This is a genomic window from Microbacterium sp. B35-04, assembly GCF_010634885.1.
Taxonomy (GTDB): domain Bacteria; phylum Actinomycetota; class Actinomycetes; order Actinomycetales; family Microbacteriaceae; genus Microbacterium.
Window position 1 is genome coordinate 1 of record NZ_MWLP01000047.1, and the last position, 15,768, is coordinate 15,768.

The window sequence follows — 15,768 nt, forward strand, 5'->3', positions numbered from 1 at the left end:
GGGGTGAGGTGCATAGCGGTCGTTGAGCGAGGGAGCGCGAGCGACCGAGACGAAACGCGTCGGGCCGGCCGGCGGCGCCCGGCGCGGGGCGTTTCGTCTCGCTCGTTCCTCGCTCGCTCAACGACCGGGCCACTGATTCGACCCGTGACTTCACAGCCGTCATGGGCCGGGTCCGGCGCGTTTCGTCTCGCTCGTTCCTCGCTCGCTCAACGACCGGGCCCGCGCGCCACCGCTAGATCCGGTCGTTGAGCGAGCGAAGCGAGACGAAACGTCCCGAGCTCACCAGAGCGGGTGGATGGCTTCCCGGAGGTCGCGGTCGTACACGTCGCGGACCACTCGGTCGAAGGCGGCGACGTCGAAGCCGGTGTCGGCACCGGAGCCGTCGAGGAGCGCGGCGGCATCGGCGTTCGATGACGCCTGCCGCACGTTGCGCGCGCCGGGGATGACGCTCGTCACGCCCGGCTGCGCGGCGATCCACGCGAGGGTCGCGGCGGGGAGCGTGACGCCGTCGGGCAGGGCGCCCGCGAGCTCGGCCGCGGCGGCGACACCGGCCTCGAAGTCGACCCCCGAGAACGTCTCGCCGCGGTCGAACGCCTCGCCGTGGCGGTTGTAGGTGCGGTGGTCGTCGGCGGCGAACGTCGTCTGCGCCGTGTACCTGCCCGACAGGAGTCCCGATGCGAGCGGCACGCGGGCGAAGACCGCGACGCCCGCCCGCCCTGCCGCCGGCAGCACCTCATCGAGCGGCTTGAGCCGGAACGGGTTGAAGATGATCTGCACGTTGGTGACGTTCGGTCGCGAGATCGCGGCGAGCGCCTGTGCGCACGTCTCGACCGACACACCGTACGCGGCGATCGCACCGCTCGCGACGAGCTCGTCGAGGGCGTCGTAGGTCGCCTCGTCGTCGATCACCGCGGTGGGCGGGCAGTGCAGCTGCACGAGATCGAGCGTGTCGGCGCCGAGGTTGCGGCGCGAGCGGTCCGTCCACGCACGGAAGTTCTCGGGCGTGTAGTTCTCGGGCTCCTGCGCCAGGCGCCGGCCCATCTTGGTGGCGACGGTGATGCCGTGACCCGGCCGTGCGGCGAGGAACCGGCCGATGATCGACTCGCTCCGCCCGTCACCGTAGACATCGGCCGTGTCGAACAGGGTGACGCCGTTGTCGGCGGATGCCGCGAGCACCTCGGTCGCGTCCTCCTCCGACACCGCGCCCCAGTCGGCGCCGAGCTGCCAGGTGCCGAGGCCGATGGCGGAGACCGAGCGTCCGGTGCGGCCGAGTGCGCGCTGCTGCATGAGGATCCTCCGAGGTGCGGTATGGGGCGACTCCAGCATCCCACGGCGCGCGGGGATCGAGCCGGGCGGCGACGCACTCGACTGGCTACCTCCGGGCGCTGATGGGCGCAAGTCCGGTACGCAGATCGAGGCAGCGAGTACGTTTGCCTGCGACCCACCTCAGGAGGCCGCCATCGCCGAGCACACCCGGCCGCTGCGCCGCGCCGTCTCTTACACGGCGCGACTCGCCGATCAGCCGCGCCTGCTGCTGGCGATCAAGACCTCTTTGGCGGCGGTGCTGGCGTGGTACCTGGCGCCGCTCATCCCGTTCACGGAGGACCAGTACTCCTACTACGCCCCGCTCGGCGCGCTCGTGACCATGCACCCGACGATCGCGCGCTCCGCTCAGGTGGGCGTGCAGGTGCTGATGGGACTGGCGATGGGCATCGCGCTGAGCCTGTGCGGCATCGCCGCGCTCCGGCTGGGGGTTCCCGGCGGCGTCGTGCTCGGCGTCGTGATCGGCGTCGGCGTGCTGCTCGGCGGATGGCGGCTGCTCGGCGCCGGCGCCGACTGGGTGGCGCTTGCGGCACTCTTCGTGCTGCTGGCCGCGGGCGGCGATCCCGAGGGCTTCTCGATCTCCTACCTCGGCACGACGGCGTTCGGCGTCGTCGTGGGCATCGCGGTGAATCTCATCGTCGTGCCTCCGCTGTACCTCCGCCGCGCGAGCGAGCGGCTCTCGGCGCTGCGCGACGCCGTCACGACGCTCCTGCGGGACGCCGCGGAGGCCGTGGCGGACGACCGGCTGGATCCGGACCGCTTCCGCGCTGCTCTGGACGATCTCAGCGTCACGCGGTCGGCGGTGACCGAAGTGGTCGACGAAGCGGACGAGAGCGCTCGCGCGAATCCTCGCCGCCGGCGCCACCAGGAGGAGCGTGAGGAGAACGCGCGCCGCATGGCCGCACTCGAGCGCACGGCGTTCCTCACCCGCGAGCTCATCGACCTGCTTGTCGAACTGCAGGCGTCCGCAGACGTCACGCTGACCGATACCGTGCGCGACCGCCTCGCCCACGCGATCCGGGAATCCGCGGAACTCGTCGCCACTCCGCTCGGCGACCCGGCGGCGTCCGATCGGTTCCGGGGCGCGAGCGAAGCGCTTGCCGAGTATCAGAGCGCACTGGGCACCCCGGTGGCAGGAAGCCGTACGGAGCTGGCGGCGGGCGCTGCGGTCGAGCTGTGCCTGCGCCGCATCATCGACGTCACGCGACCGTTCGTCTGATCGGGGGTGCCGACGCTCTCACCGATCAGGGGCGGTCCGCTCACGGATTGACGATCACCGGCGTCCCGAGAGGCAGCTCGGCGAGCGCGGTGATCGCCGTCGGGTCGACCCGCAGACACCCGTTCGAGATCGGGCCCGACCGGTCGTCGTGGTAGTGGAACGCCGTCACCGCGACATCCGCCCCGCCGAAGCCGTCGAGGGTCGGCGACTGGACCGACAGGTACACGATGGGGTGCCCGCGCGTGTACCCGTATTCGGGCACGACCCGGGTGGTCATGATGAACGCGCGCCCGAGGGGGGTCGGCGTGCGCTCCGTGCCCCAGGCGAAGTCGGTCGCGACCCGCTCGGCCACCCCGCCACGCACGATGTCGATCGTCCGGCCCGAGATGCTCACCACGACGCTCGTGTCGCTCGGGGCGAGCTGCACGTCGCTCTTGCGCAGCCACCCGCTGACCTGCGCGGGGTTGCCCTGCGACGGCACGGCCTGGCGCCCGGTGAGCAGCACCTTCACCCAGTGCTCCTGCTCGTCGACGACGGGCACGGCGGTGCCGCCGTACGGGAACTCGTGCGGCAGGTAGGCCACCGGCTGCCCGGTGGGATCGGCCCAGATCGGCGCGCCGAGCCCGTGCGCGGTCGCCTGCGCGGGCAGTGGGCCCGCGAACGCGGCATCGTCGACGGGCAGCCCCGGGACGACGGCGAACACGTTCACCTGCGGCAGGGTCGTCACGTCGTACGCCGCGGTGTTCGCCGCGAAGCCGGCGGGCGTCGGCGTGGGGGTCGGCGTCGGCGTGGGCGTCGGAGTCGGGCGGGGATCCGCCGTCGCCGTGGCCGTCGCCGACGGCACGGGTGGAGCGGATGCCTCGGTCACGGGCGGCTGCAGCAGCCACACGGCCGCCAGCCCGCCGGCGACCACCACCGCGGCGAGCGCGGCGAGCAGCCAGACGCGCACCGGGCGGCGCGAGCGCGTCGGCGGCGCTTGCGACTCCACCCGCGGCGGAACGGGCCCGACCGCAGCCGGGTCGTCTGTCTCGGCATCCCCCATTCCCCCATGGTCGGTCGCGATGACGGATGCCGCAACCGCGCGCCTGTGGTTAGCCTGAGCCGGTGAGCACTGACGGCGGCGGGGAGGGCACGATCCGCGTCTTGGGCATCATCGGCGCGGGACGTGTCGGTCTGGTGCTCGCGCGCCTCGCCACCGCCGCGGGATACCGGGTGCTCGTCGCCGGATCCGGAGACCCGGCCCGGATCACCGCCACCCTCGCGGCCGCTGCTCCCGGCGCGACCGCGGCCGCGGCATCCGTCGTCGCGCGCGACGCCGATGCGGTCGTCCTCGCGCTGCCCCTCCCCCAGCACCACACCCTCCCCGTCGAAGCGCTGCGGGGCGCCCTCGTCATCGATGCCATGAACTACTGGTGGGAGGTCGACGGCCTCCGGTCCGACTTCGGCGACCTGCGCACGTCGACCAGCGAGACCGTGCAGCGTTCTCTGCCGGACTCGCGGGTGGTGAAGGCGTTCAACCACATGGGCTACCGCGACCTCGACGACGAGGCCCGGCCGGCCGGAACACCGGGCCGCAAGGCGATCGCGATCGCCGGCGACGACCCCGCCGGCGTCGCCGCGGTCATGCGCCTCGTGGACGACCTGGGTTTCGACCCCGTGCTCGCGGGCCCTCTCTCCGCCGGCATCATGCTCGAGCCGGGCGCCGAGGCGTTCGGGGCGGATGTCGACGCGGCAGAGCTGCGCGCGATGCTCGACCGGTTCCCGACGTCGCAGCGCGGGATCGTCGTCGCACGCGCCCGCGCCGCACCCACCGGGACGGATGCTGCCCCCTGAGCCGCGGCATCCGCCCGCTCACCGCACCACACACGCTCGCAACCTCCCGACCGCGCCCTCGCGGGAGCACTCAGCGGCGGGCGTGCCGGACCGCGTGGAGACCGGCGTCGAGCGCTGTGGCCAGGGCGATGGTCACGAGATACACGACGATGTCCCGCGTATCGAACACGGTGCCGAGCACGAGCGTGACGGGTGCGAACTGCGCGCCCCAGACGAGCGGCAGACCGGTGAGCTGGAACAGCTCGACCGCCGTGCACCAGGCTGCCGCGATCCCGCCGACGACGAGCGGCGGCAGCCGCGGGCCGACCAGCACCACCGCGAGGTAGGCGGCGACCGCGTACAGCGCGTCGCCCGCGATGTCGGTGGCCGCGGTACCGGGCAGTGCACGGTACACGAGGAGTCCGGCGCCGATGGTGGCGATCAGCATCACGCCCGCGATCGCACGGCGGCGGATGCCCGGCCGCGGGCGCGAGGCCCTTTCGGGTGTCCTGCCCTCACCGATGTCGGTGCTCACGCGATGACTCCGGCCGCGCGGGCGGGTTCGGCATACGCGGCGGCCAGCGTGGCGACGGTGGCGTGGGCGTTCAGGCCGCTCGGGTTGGGAACGACCCAGAGCTCGGCGCCGCCCAGGCGCTCCGTCTGACGGCCGGCCACCGCGCGCGGGCGCTCGAACCCCTGCCGGTACGCGGTGAGTCCGGCGATCGCCACGACGCGGGCTTGCCATCCGGCGACGTCGCGGGCCAGCCGCTCGGCGCCCTCGCGCAGTTCGGCCCGGCTGAGCTCGTCAGCCCGTGCGGTGGCGCGGCGTACGACGCTCGTGATCCCGATGCCCGCGTCGAGGATCATCCGGCGGTCGGCCTCAGCCATGCCGTCGGCGTCGATCTGCGGCATCCTCGGAATGATGCCCGCCGCGACCAGCGCCGGGTAGAAGCGATTGCCCGGGTACGCGAAAGGCACGCCCGTCGCCGCGGTCCAGAGGCCCGGGTTGATCCCCGCGAACACGAGTCGCGGGTACTCGGGCATCAGATCAGGGATGCTGCGCCCCTGGTACGTCTGCAGCTCGGCGCGCGTGAAACCCATTCGCCCAGTGTCGCCTATAGGGACGGCGCGCTCGCACGCACCGCCCCGTGCTGCTCAGACGACGCGGCGCTGCTCGAGGTGGAAGTCGTTCGAGCGTGACCCGTCGACGCGCGTGGTGTCCTGGTAGACGAACTCCACTCCGCGCTCGTCGAAGGCCCGGAACCACTCGTCCCAGGTGACCTCGCGCAGGTCTTCGAGATCGTTGCCGAAGTCGAAGTCCAGACGGAGCTCGCCGGTGACGCCGTCGCCCTCCTCGCCGCCGACCGTCGCCGGTGTTGCATGCCGATCTTCGGCCCACCTGCGGATCAGCTCGTGATCCGTCGTCGCGGCGTACTCGTGGGCCTCCGTCGACGCGCCTGTCATCGCACTCGGCGTCTCACCGGGCGTGACACCACTGGCCGGGTCTCGCGTCACACCCGTGGTCGCGTCTGTCGTCGCGCCGGTCCTCGCGTCGCCGACGCCCATCGTCTGCTCCGAGTTCCGCGCATCCTCTGCATAGCCGCTCATAGCGCCCTCCTCTGCATGTGCTTCCACCCTGTGACCGGCGCCGCGGCGTGTGCAGGGGGTTGCAGACGAGGAACGAGCACGCTAGCCCTGCGTGCCGCCGCGCCGGCCGGCTCCGATCCGGGCCGCCATCAGGGTGACCAGCTCGTAGACGACGTGACTCGCCGCGATGCCGGTCAGCTGTGCGTGGTCGTACGCGGGCGACACCTCGACCACGTCCGCGCCGACGACGTCGAGATCGCTCAAGGCTCGCAGCATCCGGAGCAGCTCCCGGCTCGTCATGCCGCCCGCCTCGGGTGTTCCGGTGCCCGGGGCGTGCGCGGGGTCGAGCACGTCGATGTCGATGGAGATGTACAGCGGCCGATCGCCGACACGGCGCCGCACCCGCTCGATCGCCGCTTCGACCCCGTGCTCCTCGATGTCGACGCTCGAGACGATCGAGAACCCCAGGCGCTCGTCGTCATCGAGGTCCTGCTTGGAGTACAGCGGGCCGCGCGTGCCGACATGGCAGCTCGCGGTGAGGTCGATCAGTCCCTCCTCGCTCGCGCGCCGGAAGGGTGTGCCATGCGTGATGGGCGCGCCGAAGTAGGTGTCCCACGTGTCCAGGTGCGCGTCGAAGTGCAGCACCGCGACCGGGCCGTGCTTCTTCGTCAAGGCCCGCAGCAGCGGGAGCGCGATGGTGTGGTCGCCGCCGACGCTGACGATGCGGTCGACGCGGGCGCCGAGTGCCGTCGCCGCGGTCTCGATGTCGGCGACCGCCTCGCCGATGTCGAACGGGTTCGCCGGGATGTCGCCCGCGTCGACGACCTGCGCCTCGGCGAACGGCGACACGTCCTGCGCCGGATTGTACGGGCGCAGCAGCCGTGACGACTCGCGCACGTGCGAGGGGCCGAACCGTGCGCCGGGCCGGTAGCTCACGCCGGTGTCGAACGGGATGCCGACGATCGCGACGTCGGCACGCGGCACGTCCTCGATGCGGGGCAGGCGCGCGAACGTCGCGATGCCCGCGTAGCGCGGGTTCACCGAGGCATCGACCGGACCGACCGGCTCGTGGGGCTGCGGGTTCGGGTCGTGCTCGGTCATGACTCACCTCTCGGCGTGGCGGGGGCGGCGCTCTGGGCGCCGATGGTCTGAGGAAGGTGCACCAGCTGCACGCCGCCGGCCGCGATCGCCGCGACGAGCGCAGGTTCGATCTCGTCCGGCGTCTCGGCGCGCCGCCCGGTCGCCCCGAACGCGTTCGCGAGTGCGACCCAGTCGGGCTGCACGAGATCGACGCCGATGGGACGGATGCCGCGGTCCACCTCGTTCTGCTTGATCTCGGCGTATCCGCCGTTGTCGACGCACACCACGGTGAGGTCGAGGCGCTGCTCGACCGCCGTCGCCAGCTCGTTGACGCAGAACATGAGCGCGCCGTCGCCGACGACCGCGACGACGTGGCGCCCCGCGCCGGCGGGCTGGGCGACACGCGCGCCGATCGCAGCGGGAAGGCCATAGCCGAGGGTGGCGTAGGTCGGCGTGTACAGGAGCGAGTGCGGACGCGACTGGCGCAGCACGTTGGCCAGCGCCATGTAGACGATCTGCGAGGAGTCGCCGGCCACGATGGCGTCGCGCGGCAGCGCCGCCGCGATCGTCTCGGCGAGCGCAACGGTCTCGGGCAGGATGGTCCGCGTCTCGGCGGCGATCGCGGCGCGCTCCGACTCGAGGTCACGCGACGGCCGGCCCGTGGCGGGCAGCGCGGCCAGCAGGTCCTCGACGACCGCGCCGCAGTCGCCCACGATGCCCACGGCCGCGTCGAGGTTCTTGTGCAGCTGCGCCACCGAGATGTCGACGCGGACGACGGCGCCGCGCGCGGCGAGCGCCGGCGCCCACAGCTCCGCCTCGCCCAGCTTCGACCCGAGCACGAGGAGCACGTCGGCGTCCTCGGCGACCGCCCGTGCCGCCTCCAGGCGCAGATTCGATCCCAGCGACAGCGGATGGTGCTCGTCCACCGTGGCCTTGCCGTTGAGCGTCGTGAGAACAGGAGCACCCAGCCGCTCGGCGAGCGCCGTGACGGCGCGCCCGGCGCGCGTCGCGCCGCCGCCGGCGACGATCACGGGGCGCTCGGCGCCGGCGAGCAGGGCGGCCGCCGCCCGCACCGCCGCCGCATCGCCGCGCGCGGGAGCCGGCTCGGGCCGGGCCGCGCGGGCGGCGGCGGGCACGTCCGCCGCAGACTCGAGAACGTCCAGCGGGATCTCGATGTGCACCGGCCGCGGTCGCCCGGTGCGGAACAGCGCGAACGCGTCGTGCACCGCGTCGACGGCATCCGCCCCGCTCGTCACGCGACGTGACCACTCCGCGATCGCGCCGACCATGGCGGTGGCGTCCTTCGTCTCGTGGAGCGTGCCGACGTCGCGGAACTCGGCGCCGAGCGCCACACCGGGCGAGATCACCAAGAGCGGCCGCGACTCGCAGAACGCCGTGCCGATCGCGCTCATCGCGTTCTGCAGCCCCGGCCCGGACGTGGTGATCACCACGCCCGGCAGTCCGGTCTGCTGCGCCCACCCGTCGGCGCCGTACCCCGATCCCTGTTCGTGCCTGTTGGTGACGGCGCGGATGCCGAGGTCGGCGAGCGGCCGGTACAGCTCGAGGTTGTGCGTGCCGGGAATGCCGAAGACGGCCGTCACGCCGTAGTTGCGCACCGTCTCGAGCACCGCCCGGCCGGTCGTGTCGGCGTGCTGCGCGGCGATGTCGTCGTCGACCCGCGGGCCCTGTGCGTCGGTGTCAGTCACATGCATGTCTCCCCCTCGCCTCAGGATGCCGCGAACCGGCGCTCGCCGCCGACCCAGGTCTCCAGCACCGGGATCTGCGAGATCGCAGCCGCGTCGACCGCGAGCGGGTCGCCGCCGAGCACCGCGAAGTCGGCGTACTTGCCGGCCTCGAGCGAGCCGAGGTCGTCCTCGCGGCCGAGCGACACGGCGCCTTCGATGGTGTGCGCGCGCAGCGCGGCGCGCGGCGAGACCCGCAGGTCGTCCGGCCCGAGAGTGTGCCCGCGGCGGGTGACCCGCGTGACCGCCGTCTGGATCGCCTCGAGCGGGATCGGCTCGGCGACCGGCGCGTCCGACGAGATGGTGAAGGGCACGCCCGCCGCCTCGAACTCGCCGAGCGGGTTGAACCGCTCCCCCGGCGTGCCGATCGCCTGCTCCACGCCCTCGCCCCAGTTGAAGTAGTGCTGGGTCTGGTTCACGGGACGGATGCCGGCTGCCGCCATCCGCCGGATCTGCTCCGGTGTCGGCAGCCCGCAGTGCTCGATGCGGTGGCGCGCGTCATCGTCGGGCCGCTCGGCGAGCGCCGCCTCGATCGCCGAGACCACCATCTCGATCGCGGTCGGCGACTGCGCGTGCGTGGCCGTCTGCAGCCCCGCCGCGTGCGCCTTGCGGATCAGCTCGGCGTACTCGGCGGGCTCGTGGTAGAGCTGACCGGTGCGGCACGGGTCGCCGACGTAGCCGTCGGGGAAGTACGCCGTCCAGCCGCCGAGGGTGCCGTCGGCGTAGAGCTTGATGCCGGCGAAGCTCAGATGCGCGTTGCCGAACTGGCCGACGAGGCCCATCTCGAGCGCCTCGTCGAGCAGGTGCGACAGCAGGTACATCGAGACCCGCAGCTCCAGGCGCCCGGCCTCGGCGAGCCGCAGGTACATGTCGAACTCGCGCCGCGACACCTGCGCGTCGCCGAGCGTCGTCACTCCCCCGGCGAGGAAGCGCTGCGTCGCGGCATCCAGCTGCCGCAGGTGCTCCTCCGGCTCGTCGGCGAGATGGAAGTTCGGGCCGTGGTGGCCGATCTTCACGCCGTGCACGCCCGTGAGCATGTTGCACGCGGCATCCGAGATCTCGCCGGTCAGCGCGCCGTCCGCGTCCCGGAAGTACTCGCCGCCCTCGGGGTTCGGGGTGTCGCGGTCGACGGCGTTCTGCGCGAACGTGTACGAGTTCACCACACCGCCGTGGCCCGACGCGTTCATGAGGTACACCTCGCGGTCGCCGGCGACCTCATCGAGCTCGAACCGGGTCGGATGCCGCTGCTCGGCCAGGTTGCGGTGCTCGTAGCCGTACCCGCGCACGGGCCGCCCCGCGGGCAGGTCGACCGCGGCCGCTCGCAGCAGGGCGACGATCTCGGGGATGCTGCCGGCCTTCTCGGGCCCGCAGTCCACCCACGTCATGAGTTGCCCGTACATGAGCGGGTGCGCGTGCGCGTCGACGAATCCGGGCACCACCACCGCGTCGCCGAGGTCGACCACTTCGGGGTCCAGCCCCGCGGCCGCCGCGGCATCCCGCACCTCGTCCGGCGTGCCGACCGCGACGATCCGGCCCCGATCGGTGAGCATCGCGGTCGCCGTGCGATCGAGCGCGTCGACGGTGTGGATCGCGGCCGCCGTCAGCAGACGCGGCGTCTGCTGCGCGGGGCGGTCGAATGGGGCGAGCTTGCGCATGTCTTCCTCAGTGGTCGGGTCGTGCCGGACGGGGGTTGAAGGGCGCCGCGGCGCCGCCCTCAGGCGGTGCGGGACGCCGTGGTGTCCGTGCGCGGCGTGAACGAGTCCGTCACCGGCGCCTCGTCGGAGTGCTGCGGTGCGAGCCACGTGCAGAGCCCGGCGAGAAGGGCCATGCCGGTGAACATCGCGAGCACCGACCAGACGCTGCCCGTCCACGCGATCAGCTGCGTCGCGAACCAGGGCGAGAAGCCGGCCCAGATCGCCGCGCCGACGCCGTACGACAGCGCGATGGAGGTGTAGCGGGCCTGCGGGCGGAACATCTGCGCCAGGATGGCGGCGATCGGCGCGTAGGTGAAGCTCATCGCGATACGCACCAGCGATGCCATGAGGAAGATGACCGGCTCGATCTTGCCGGGCAGGAGGAGCATGAACGGCACGAAGGTCAGCACCGACGTCACCAGTCCGATGTACATGACGTTCTTGCGGCCCCACTTGTCGCCCAGCCACGCCACCGGCAAGGTCACCACGAACTCGATGAACGACGCGATCGTCATGGCGTCGAGGATCAGCTGCGAGCTCATGCCGATCTGATCGCCGGTCGCGTACGCCGTCGCGAACGTCGTCGCGAGGTAGTAGCCGCCGGTCGAGATCGGCAGCAGGCCGATGCCGAGGAGGATCGGCTTCCAGTTGACGCGCAGCGCGAAGGCGAGCGGCATGCTCTGCTTGCGGCCCTCGACCTTCTGCTCGAACACCGGTGACTCCTCGACGCGGTAGCGCACCCAGAAGCCGACGGCGATGAGCACGATCGACAGGAGGAACGGGATGCGCCAGCCGCCGTTCATGATGAAGTCGTCGCCGAAGCGCGACATGATCGCGAAGATGCCGGAGGCCAGCAGCGCGCCGGCGGGGTTGCCCAGCTGCGTGAAGCCGCCGTAGAACGTCTTCTTGCCGGCGGGCGCGTGCTCCACGCTCATCAGCACCGCACCGCCCCACTCGCCGCCGACGGCGAGGCCCTGCATCGCCCGCAGCAGGATCAGCAGGATCGGGGCGACGATGCCGATCGTCTCGTAAGTCGGAAGCAGACCGACGAGCACCGTCGAGACGCCCATCAGCAGCAGCGTGATCACCAGAGAGACGCGGCGACCGAGCTTGTCGCCGATGTGGCCGAAGATGATGCCGCCGAGCGGACGGACGAGGAACGCCACCGCGAAGGTCGCGAACGCCGCGGCGGTCTCGGCGAGGGGATCGCCGCTCGGGAAGAACAGCGGTCCGAACACGAGCGCCGCGGCGGTCGCGTAGACGTAGAAGTCGTACCACTCGATGGTGGTCCCCACGAACGCGGCGATGCCGGCGCGCCTCGCCCTGCTGCTGGTGGTTGTCATGACCGCTCCTTTGCGGATGTGTCGGGATGGGAGCGATGCTAGGGACGACGGATGCCGCAGGCAAGGGCAGAACTCCAGCCATCGACGCATCCAACTGGCTTTTTGAACACGGTGCTACGCAAATCACCACGTGACATCTGCTGAACGCGACCTAAACTCGACTTCTGCATGCGACCGCGTGCGTTCGCGGGAAAATCGCCGAATCGAGGATCGCGATGGATTTCGACGCAGAGCTGATCCGTGAGCTGCAGATCGACGGCCGGGCCAGCATCCATGCGCTCGCAGGCCGGCTGGGTCAGTCGCGCGCCGCGGTCTCGGGGCGCCTCAACGCGATGCTGGCCGACGGCACGGTGCGAGTGGTTGCCGCCGTCGACCCGGTGTTCCTGGGGCAGCATGTGCTGGCACACGTGTCCATCCGCACCCGCGGCGGGGTCGAGCCCGTCGCGCAGCACCTGCGCGGCCTCAGTGAGACGGTGCTGGTGTCAGCCGTCGGCGGGGCCCACGACCTCGTCACCGAGGTGCGGCTCGGCTCGATGCCGGCCCTGCACGACCTGCTGGCCGAGATCCGCGCGCTTCCCGGGGTCGCCGACATCAACACGCTCATCTACACCGACGTGGTCAAGGGGTTCTTCGTCTCGGAGTACCACGGCGACGTCACCATCGACGCCATCGACACCGCGCTCATCGAACAGCTGCAGCGGGATGGACGCACGAGTTATCGCGCGCTCGGCGAGGCCGTGCGGCTCTCGCCCTCTGCCGTGACGACGCGGGTGCAGCGACTCGTCACCGGCGGCGTCATCAAGATCAGCGCCGTCGAGGCCCGCGGCCTCGCGCACCGGCAGCTCTCCATGGGCGTCGGGCTCAATCTCGCCGGGGCGGACGATCGCGTGACGGAGGCCCTGCGCACCTGGCGCGGCGTGGACTTCGCCGCGCGCACCCTCGGGCGCTTCGACGTCGTCACGACACTCGTGGAGCCCTCCGCGGGCTCCCTGTACGCGAGCCTCGAGCGCATCCGCGCGATCCCCGGCGTGGCGAACGTCGAGGCCTGGTTCCACCTCGCCGTACTCAAGGAGGACTACGCGCGCACCCTGCGGCCCGCGGGAGGCGGCATCCCGCAGCCGCTCGGATCCACCGGCGGCTGAGCCGATCAGCCCCCGGCGAGTGCGGCGATCAGCGCGTCCTCCGCGGCGGCGCGCGGGATGACCGCCGTCTCGGCGCCGAGGCTGCCGAAGGTCGCCGGATCCCAGTTCAGTCCGAGGGCCGCGTTGACTGCGAGGAGCACGTCGGTGAAGCGCTCGACTCCGGCGAGCGGCAGCATCCCGCTGAGCAGCCGCCCGCCCCGAACCGCGCGCTGCGAGGTGCCGATCAGCTTGACCGCGCCGCGCGCGTTGATGCTGAACTCGCCCGGGCAGTACTCCCCCGGCACGTCGCCGACCCGGGCGTCGACTCCGAGCCCGCGCAGCGCTGCGGCGAGCGCCTCGCCGATCTGCCGGAAGAACCGCACCTGGTCGATGGCGCCGTCCTCCTCGCGAGCGATCACGTCGAACACGATGCACGTCTCGTCGTAGGCGACGGCGCGGCCGCCGGTGGGACGGATGACCGGCGCGAAGCCCAGTGCTCTCGACGCCCGGCGCGCGGTCGCGATGCCGGGCAGGCGGCTCTCGCGCCGGCTCATCGCGACGGTGGCCGCAGGGGCGTACAGCCGCACCACGCGATCGTGCGCGATCACGCCTGTGGCGACGGCCCGCAGGAGCTCGACGGATCGCTCCAGGTCGGCCTCGGCATCCGCTCGCTCCTCCTGGCGGATGACGAGAGCCGGGCCATGCGACGGGAGCGGAGCCGGCGATGCCACGGGCACCACACTCTCACGGTCTCGCGCGGCGGTGACCTCAGCGCGGTCCGCCCGTTCCTCGGTGTCCCGAGGCCCGCGCGTGCGTGCCCGTGTCGATCGGGCTCATTCGGGGTCGTTTCCCGAGTCGCGACCGAGGCGGAACGGCGTCGTGACGCCGGTGTACGCCAGGTGTGTCATCAGGCCCTCCGCCGCGTGGGGCAGGTTGTGGCAGTGGTCCATCCAGATGCCGGGATTGTCGGCGACGAACGCCACCTCGTACGACTCTCCGTGCGCGACGTCCAGGGAGTCCACCCACCAGGGGCTGCCTGTCGACGGCTGCCCGTCCCTCGACACCACGAGCAAGTGGTGGCCGTGCAGATGCATCGGATGCACCTCGCCGCTGTTGTTCACGATGCGCATCACGACGGTGTCGCCCTCGTCGACCATGTACATCGGGACGGCGGGCAGGATGCCGCCGTTGATCGTCCACCAGTAGCCCGGCAGCCCGTCGAGGAATCCCGGCAGTCGTCCGATGTCGTAACTGAATGTGCGATCGGCGTCGGCGGGATCCAGGCCCGGGTCGGCCGGCTCGCCGTACGTGAGGAGGTCGACCGTCTCGCCCGGCGCGGACGACGTGTCGGCCTCGGCCCCGTCGGGTCCGATGACCAGCGACGCGCCCGGCACCTGCACGCGCACCGCGCCCCGGCGGGGCACCACCACTTCGAGGTCGGCGCGCGCGCCCGCGGTGAGCCCGACCGCCCGCTCCTCCACCTCGCCCGGACTGTGGAGGTCCTCCCCGTCGATCGCGAGCACGCGGAAGGTCGCGCCGGTCACCCACGCCGATGTCGGCGTGCTGTCGGTGTTTATCAGACGCACGCGCACCGTCGCACCGGCCTCCGCCCGGACGTGCCCATCGCCGGTGGCACCGTTGATCGTGCGCTGCCCGCCCGGGTACGTGTGGATCGCCGCGACCGCGTCGGCCGTGGCATCGATCTCGGCCGCGGGTTCGAGGATCAGCGCGCCGAACAGTCCGCCGACCACCTGCGGATGCGAGGTCTGGTGCGAGTGATACCAGAACGTGCCCGACTGCTCGGCGACGAACCGGTATGTGAAGCTCTCCCCCGCCCGCACGGCGTCCTGCGTGACGCCGGCGACACCGTCCATCGCGGCCGGCACGTCGACGCCGTGCCAGTGCAACGTGACGCCGTCGGGCACATCGTCGTTGCGGAGCACGACCTCGATCAGCTCGCCCTGCGTCGCGCGGATGTCTGGACCGGGCGAGAGGCCGTTCAGCGTAAAGCCGTCGAACGGCTCGCCGCCGGCGGGTGTGATGCGTTCCGCGCGAGCGACCAGCTCGACGCGGACGTCCACCGGTCGGCCGGGGTCGGCGACGAGGTCGGTCACGCTGGTCGTCGGGTCGCCCGCGGATCCGGTGGCCGCCGCGGTCGTATCGGCATCGACCGCCGAGTCGCCGTGCGTTCCGGCGTGCAGCGCGGTGGAGCCGGGGCCGCCGCCGTAGTCGGGCACGCCCATATCCATCGCGGAGTACGTCCCCGGCAGGATGCTCGACCACCACGTCCAGCCGACGAAGGCAAGCGCGATCGCCGCGACCACCACGGCGAGCCGGCGGGCGAACCACGCCCACCGGCTCGCCGCCGGGGCCGTTCTAGACGGCGGCACCGGCAGTGGTGGTGGTCGCCGCCGTGGCGGAGGTCACCCGGTTCTTCGACGCGCGCAGCCCCGCGATGAGCGCGGCCGCGAACAACAGGAGCGCGTTCATGCCGTGCAGGAATCCGAGGAACGGGATGCCGTGGCCGAGCAGGCCGAGCGTCACCTGCAGCAGGACGAGCACGAGCACGGCGGCCGCGAACGCGACGCCGCGCGGAACCTTGGCGAAGAACGAGACGATCAAGAGCGCCACCGCGAGGAGCGGGATGACGAACATGCCGTTCATGCCGTGGATCATGAAGCCCATGACCTCAGGGAACGGCGGCGGGCCCTCCTGGGCCGACGCGTCGACCACTCCGCCTTCGGCGATGTAGAGGCCGAGTCCGGCGGACGCCCACGCGTGGGACGCCGCCTGCAGCGCGACGAGCGCGCAGATGGTGAACGAGATGATGCGGTATGCGAGGCGCAT

General features: G+C 72.1%; 15 protein-coding genes. 3 read left to right on the forward strand and 12 right to left on the reverse strand.

Annotation, left to right across the window (positions count from 1 at the left end; genetic code table 11):
- Positions 1-279 precede the first annotated feature (279 nt).
- On the reverse strand, positions 280-1,287 hold the full coding sequence (locus B1729_RS12275; protein ID WP_163632967.1) for an aldo/keto reductase: 1,008 nt from the start codon (positions 1,285-1,287) through the stop codon (positions 280-282).
- Between B1729_RS12275 and B1729_RS12280 the strand changes: the two genes are divergently transcribed.
- Entirely contained in the window at positions 1,286-2,542 is a 1,257-nt protein-coding gene (locus B1729_RS12280) for an FUSC family protein (RefSeq protein WP_239539617.1), read from the forward strand. The genes B1729_RS12275 and B1729_RS12280 overlap by 2 nt on opposite strands.
- Positions 2,543-2,582: 40 nt before the next feature.
- On the opposite strand, the gene B1729_RS12285 is transcribed toward B1729_RS12280, so the two are convergent.
- Positions 2,583-3,584, reverse strand: coding sequence for a L,D-transpeptidase (locus tag B1729_RS12285; RefSeq protein WP_239539618.1), 1,002 nt, complete (start codon positions 3,582-3,584; stop codon positions 2,583-2,585).
- 62 nt (positions 3,585-3,646) lie between these two features.
- Between B1729_RS12285 and B1729_RS12290 the strand changes: the two genes are divergently transcribed.
- A complete protein-coding gene (locus B1729_RS12290; RefSeq protein WP_239539619.1) occupies positions 3,647-4,375 on the forward strand; it encodes an NAD(P)-binding domain-containing protein in 729 nt (242 codons plus the stop codon).
- A 70-nt stretch (positions 4,376-4,445) separates the two neighbouring features.
- Here B1729_RS12290 and B1729_RS12295 read toward each other — a convergent pair whose 3' ends face one another.
- The 7 genes from B1729_RS12295 to B1729_RS12325 all read right to left on the reverse strand — a co-directional run bounded on the left by B1729_RS12295 (position 4,446) and on the right by B1729_RS12325 (position 11,800).
- On the reverse strand, positions 4,446-4,889 hold the full coding sequence (locus B1729_RS12295) for a DUF2809 domain-containing protein (protein ID WP_239539620.1): 444 nt from the start codon (positions 4,887-4,889) through the stop codon (positions 4,446-4,448).
- Positions 4,886-5,455: a mismatch-specific DNA-glycosylase gene (locus B1729_RS12300; protein ID WP_163632969.1), complete on the reverse strand. Its 570-nt coding sequence runs from the start codon at positions 5,453-5,455 to the stop codon at positions 4,886-4,888. The genes B1729_RS12295 and B1729_RS12300 overlap by 4 nt, the downstream gene beginning before the upstream one ends.
- Positions 5,456-5,509: 54 nt before the next feature.
- On the reverse strand, positions 5,510-5,962 hold the full coding sequence (locus tag B1729_RS12305; RefSeq protein ID WP_163632971.1) for a hypothetical protein: 453 nt from the start codon (positions 5,960-5,962) through the stop codon (positions 5,510-5,512).
- Between the two features lie 81 nt (positions 5,963-6,043).
- Positions 6,044-7,042: an agmatinase gene (speB, locus tag B1729_RS12310; RefSeq protein ID WP_163632973.1), complete on the reverse strand. Its 999-nt coding sequence runs from the start codon at positions 7,040-7,042 to the stop codon at positions 6,044-6,046.
- Complete coding sequence (locus tag B1729_RS12315; protein WP_163632975.1) at positions 7,039-8,733, reverse strand: thiamine pyrophosphate-dependent enzyme; 1,695 nt, start codon at positions 8,731-8,733, stop codon at positions 7,039-7,041. Before B1729_RS12315 ends, speB begins: the two co-directional genes overlap by 4 nt.
- A 14-nt stretch (positions 8,734-8,747) precedes the next feature.
- Positions 8,748-10,418: an amidohydrolase gene (locus B1729_RS12320; protein ID WP_163632977.1), complete on the reverse strand. Its 1,671-nt coding sequence runs from the start codon at positions 10,416-10,418 to the stop codon at positions 8,748-8,750.
- Positions 10,419-10,477: 59 nt separating this feature from the next.
- Positions 10,478-11,800 carry an MFS transporter gene (locus tag B1729_RS12325; protein WP_163619743.1) on the reverse strand — a complete coding sequence of 441 codons (1,323 nt, stop codon included), beginning with the start codon at positions 11,798-11,800 and terminating at the stop codon, positions 10,478-10,480.
- Positions 11,801-12,015: 215 nt separating this feature from the next.
- On the opposite strand from B1729_RS12325, the gene B1729_RS12330 reads away from it, so the two are divergent.
- Complete coding sequence (locus B1729_RS12330) at positions 12,016-12,942, forward strand: Lrp/AsnC family transcriptional regulator (protein WP_163619741.1); 927 nt, start codon at positions 12,016-12,018, stop codon at positions 12,940-12,942.
- A 5-nt stretch (positions 12,943-12,947) separates the two neighbouring features.
- On the opposite strand, the gene B1729_RS12335 is transcribed toward B1729_RS12330, so the two are convergent.
- From B1729_RS12335 to B1729_RS12345, 3 genes are all read right to left on the reverse strand, one after another.
- A complete protein-coding gene (locus tag B1729_RS12335) occupies positions 12,948-13,652 on the reverse strand; it encodes a lipoate--protein ligase family protein (protein WP_163632979.1) in 705 nt (234 codons plus the stop codon).
- 102 nt (positions 13,653-13,754) lie between these two features.
- The gene (locus B1729_RS12340) at positions 13,755-15,311 is read right to left on the reverse strand and encodes a multicopper oxidase family protein (RefSeq protein WP_239539621.1); all 1,557 of its coding nucleotides are present in this window, start codon (positions 15,309-15,311) and stop codon (positions 13,755-13,757) included.
- Complete coding sequence (locus B1729_RS12345; RefSeq protein ID WP_163632980.1) at positions 15,298-15,768, reverse strand: hypothetical protein; 471 nt, start codon at positions 15,766-15,768, stop codon at positions 15,298-15,300. Before B1729_RS12345 ends, B1729_RS12340 begins: the two co-directional genes overlap by 14 nt.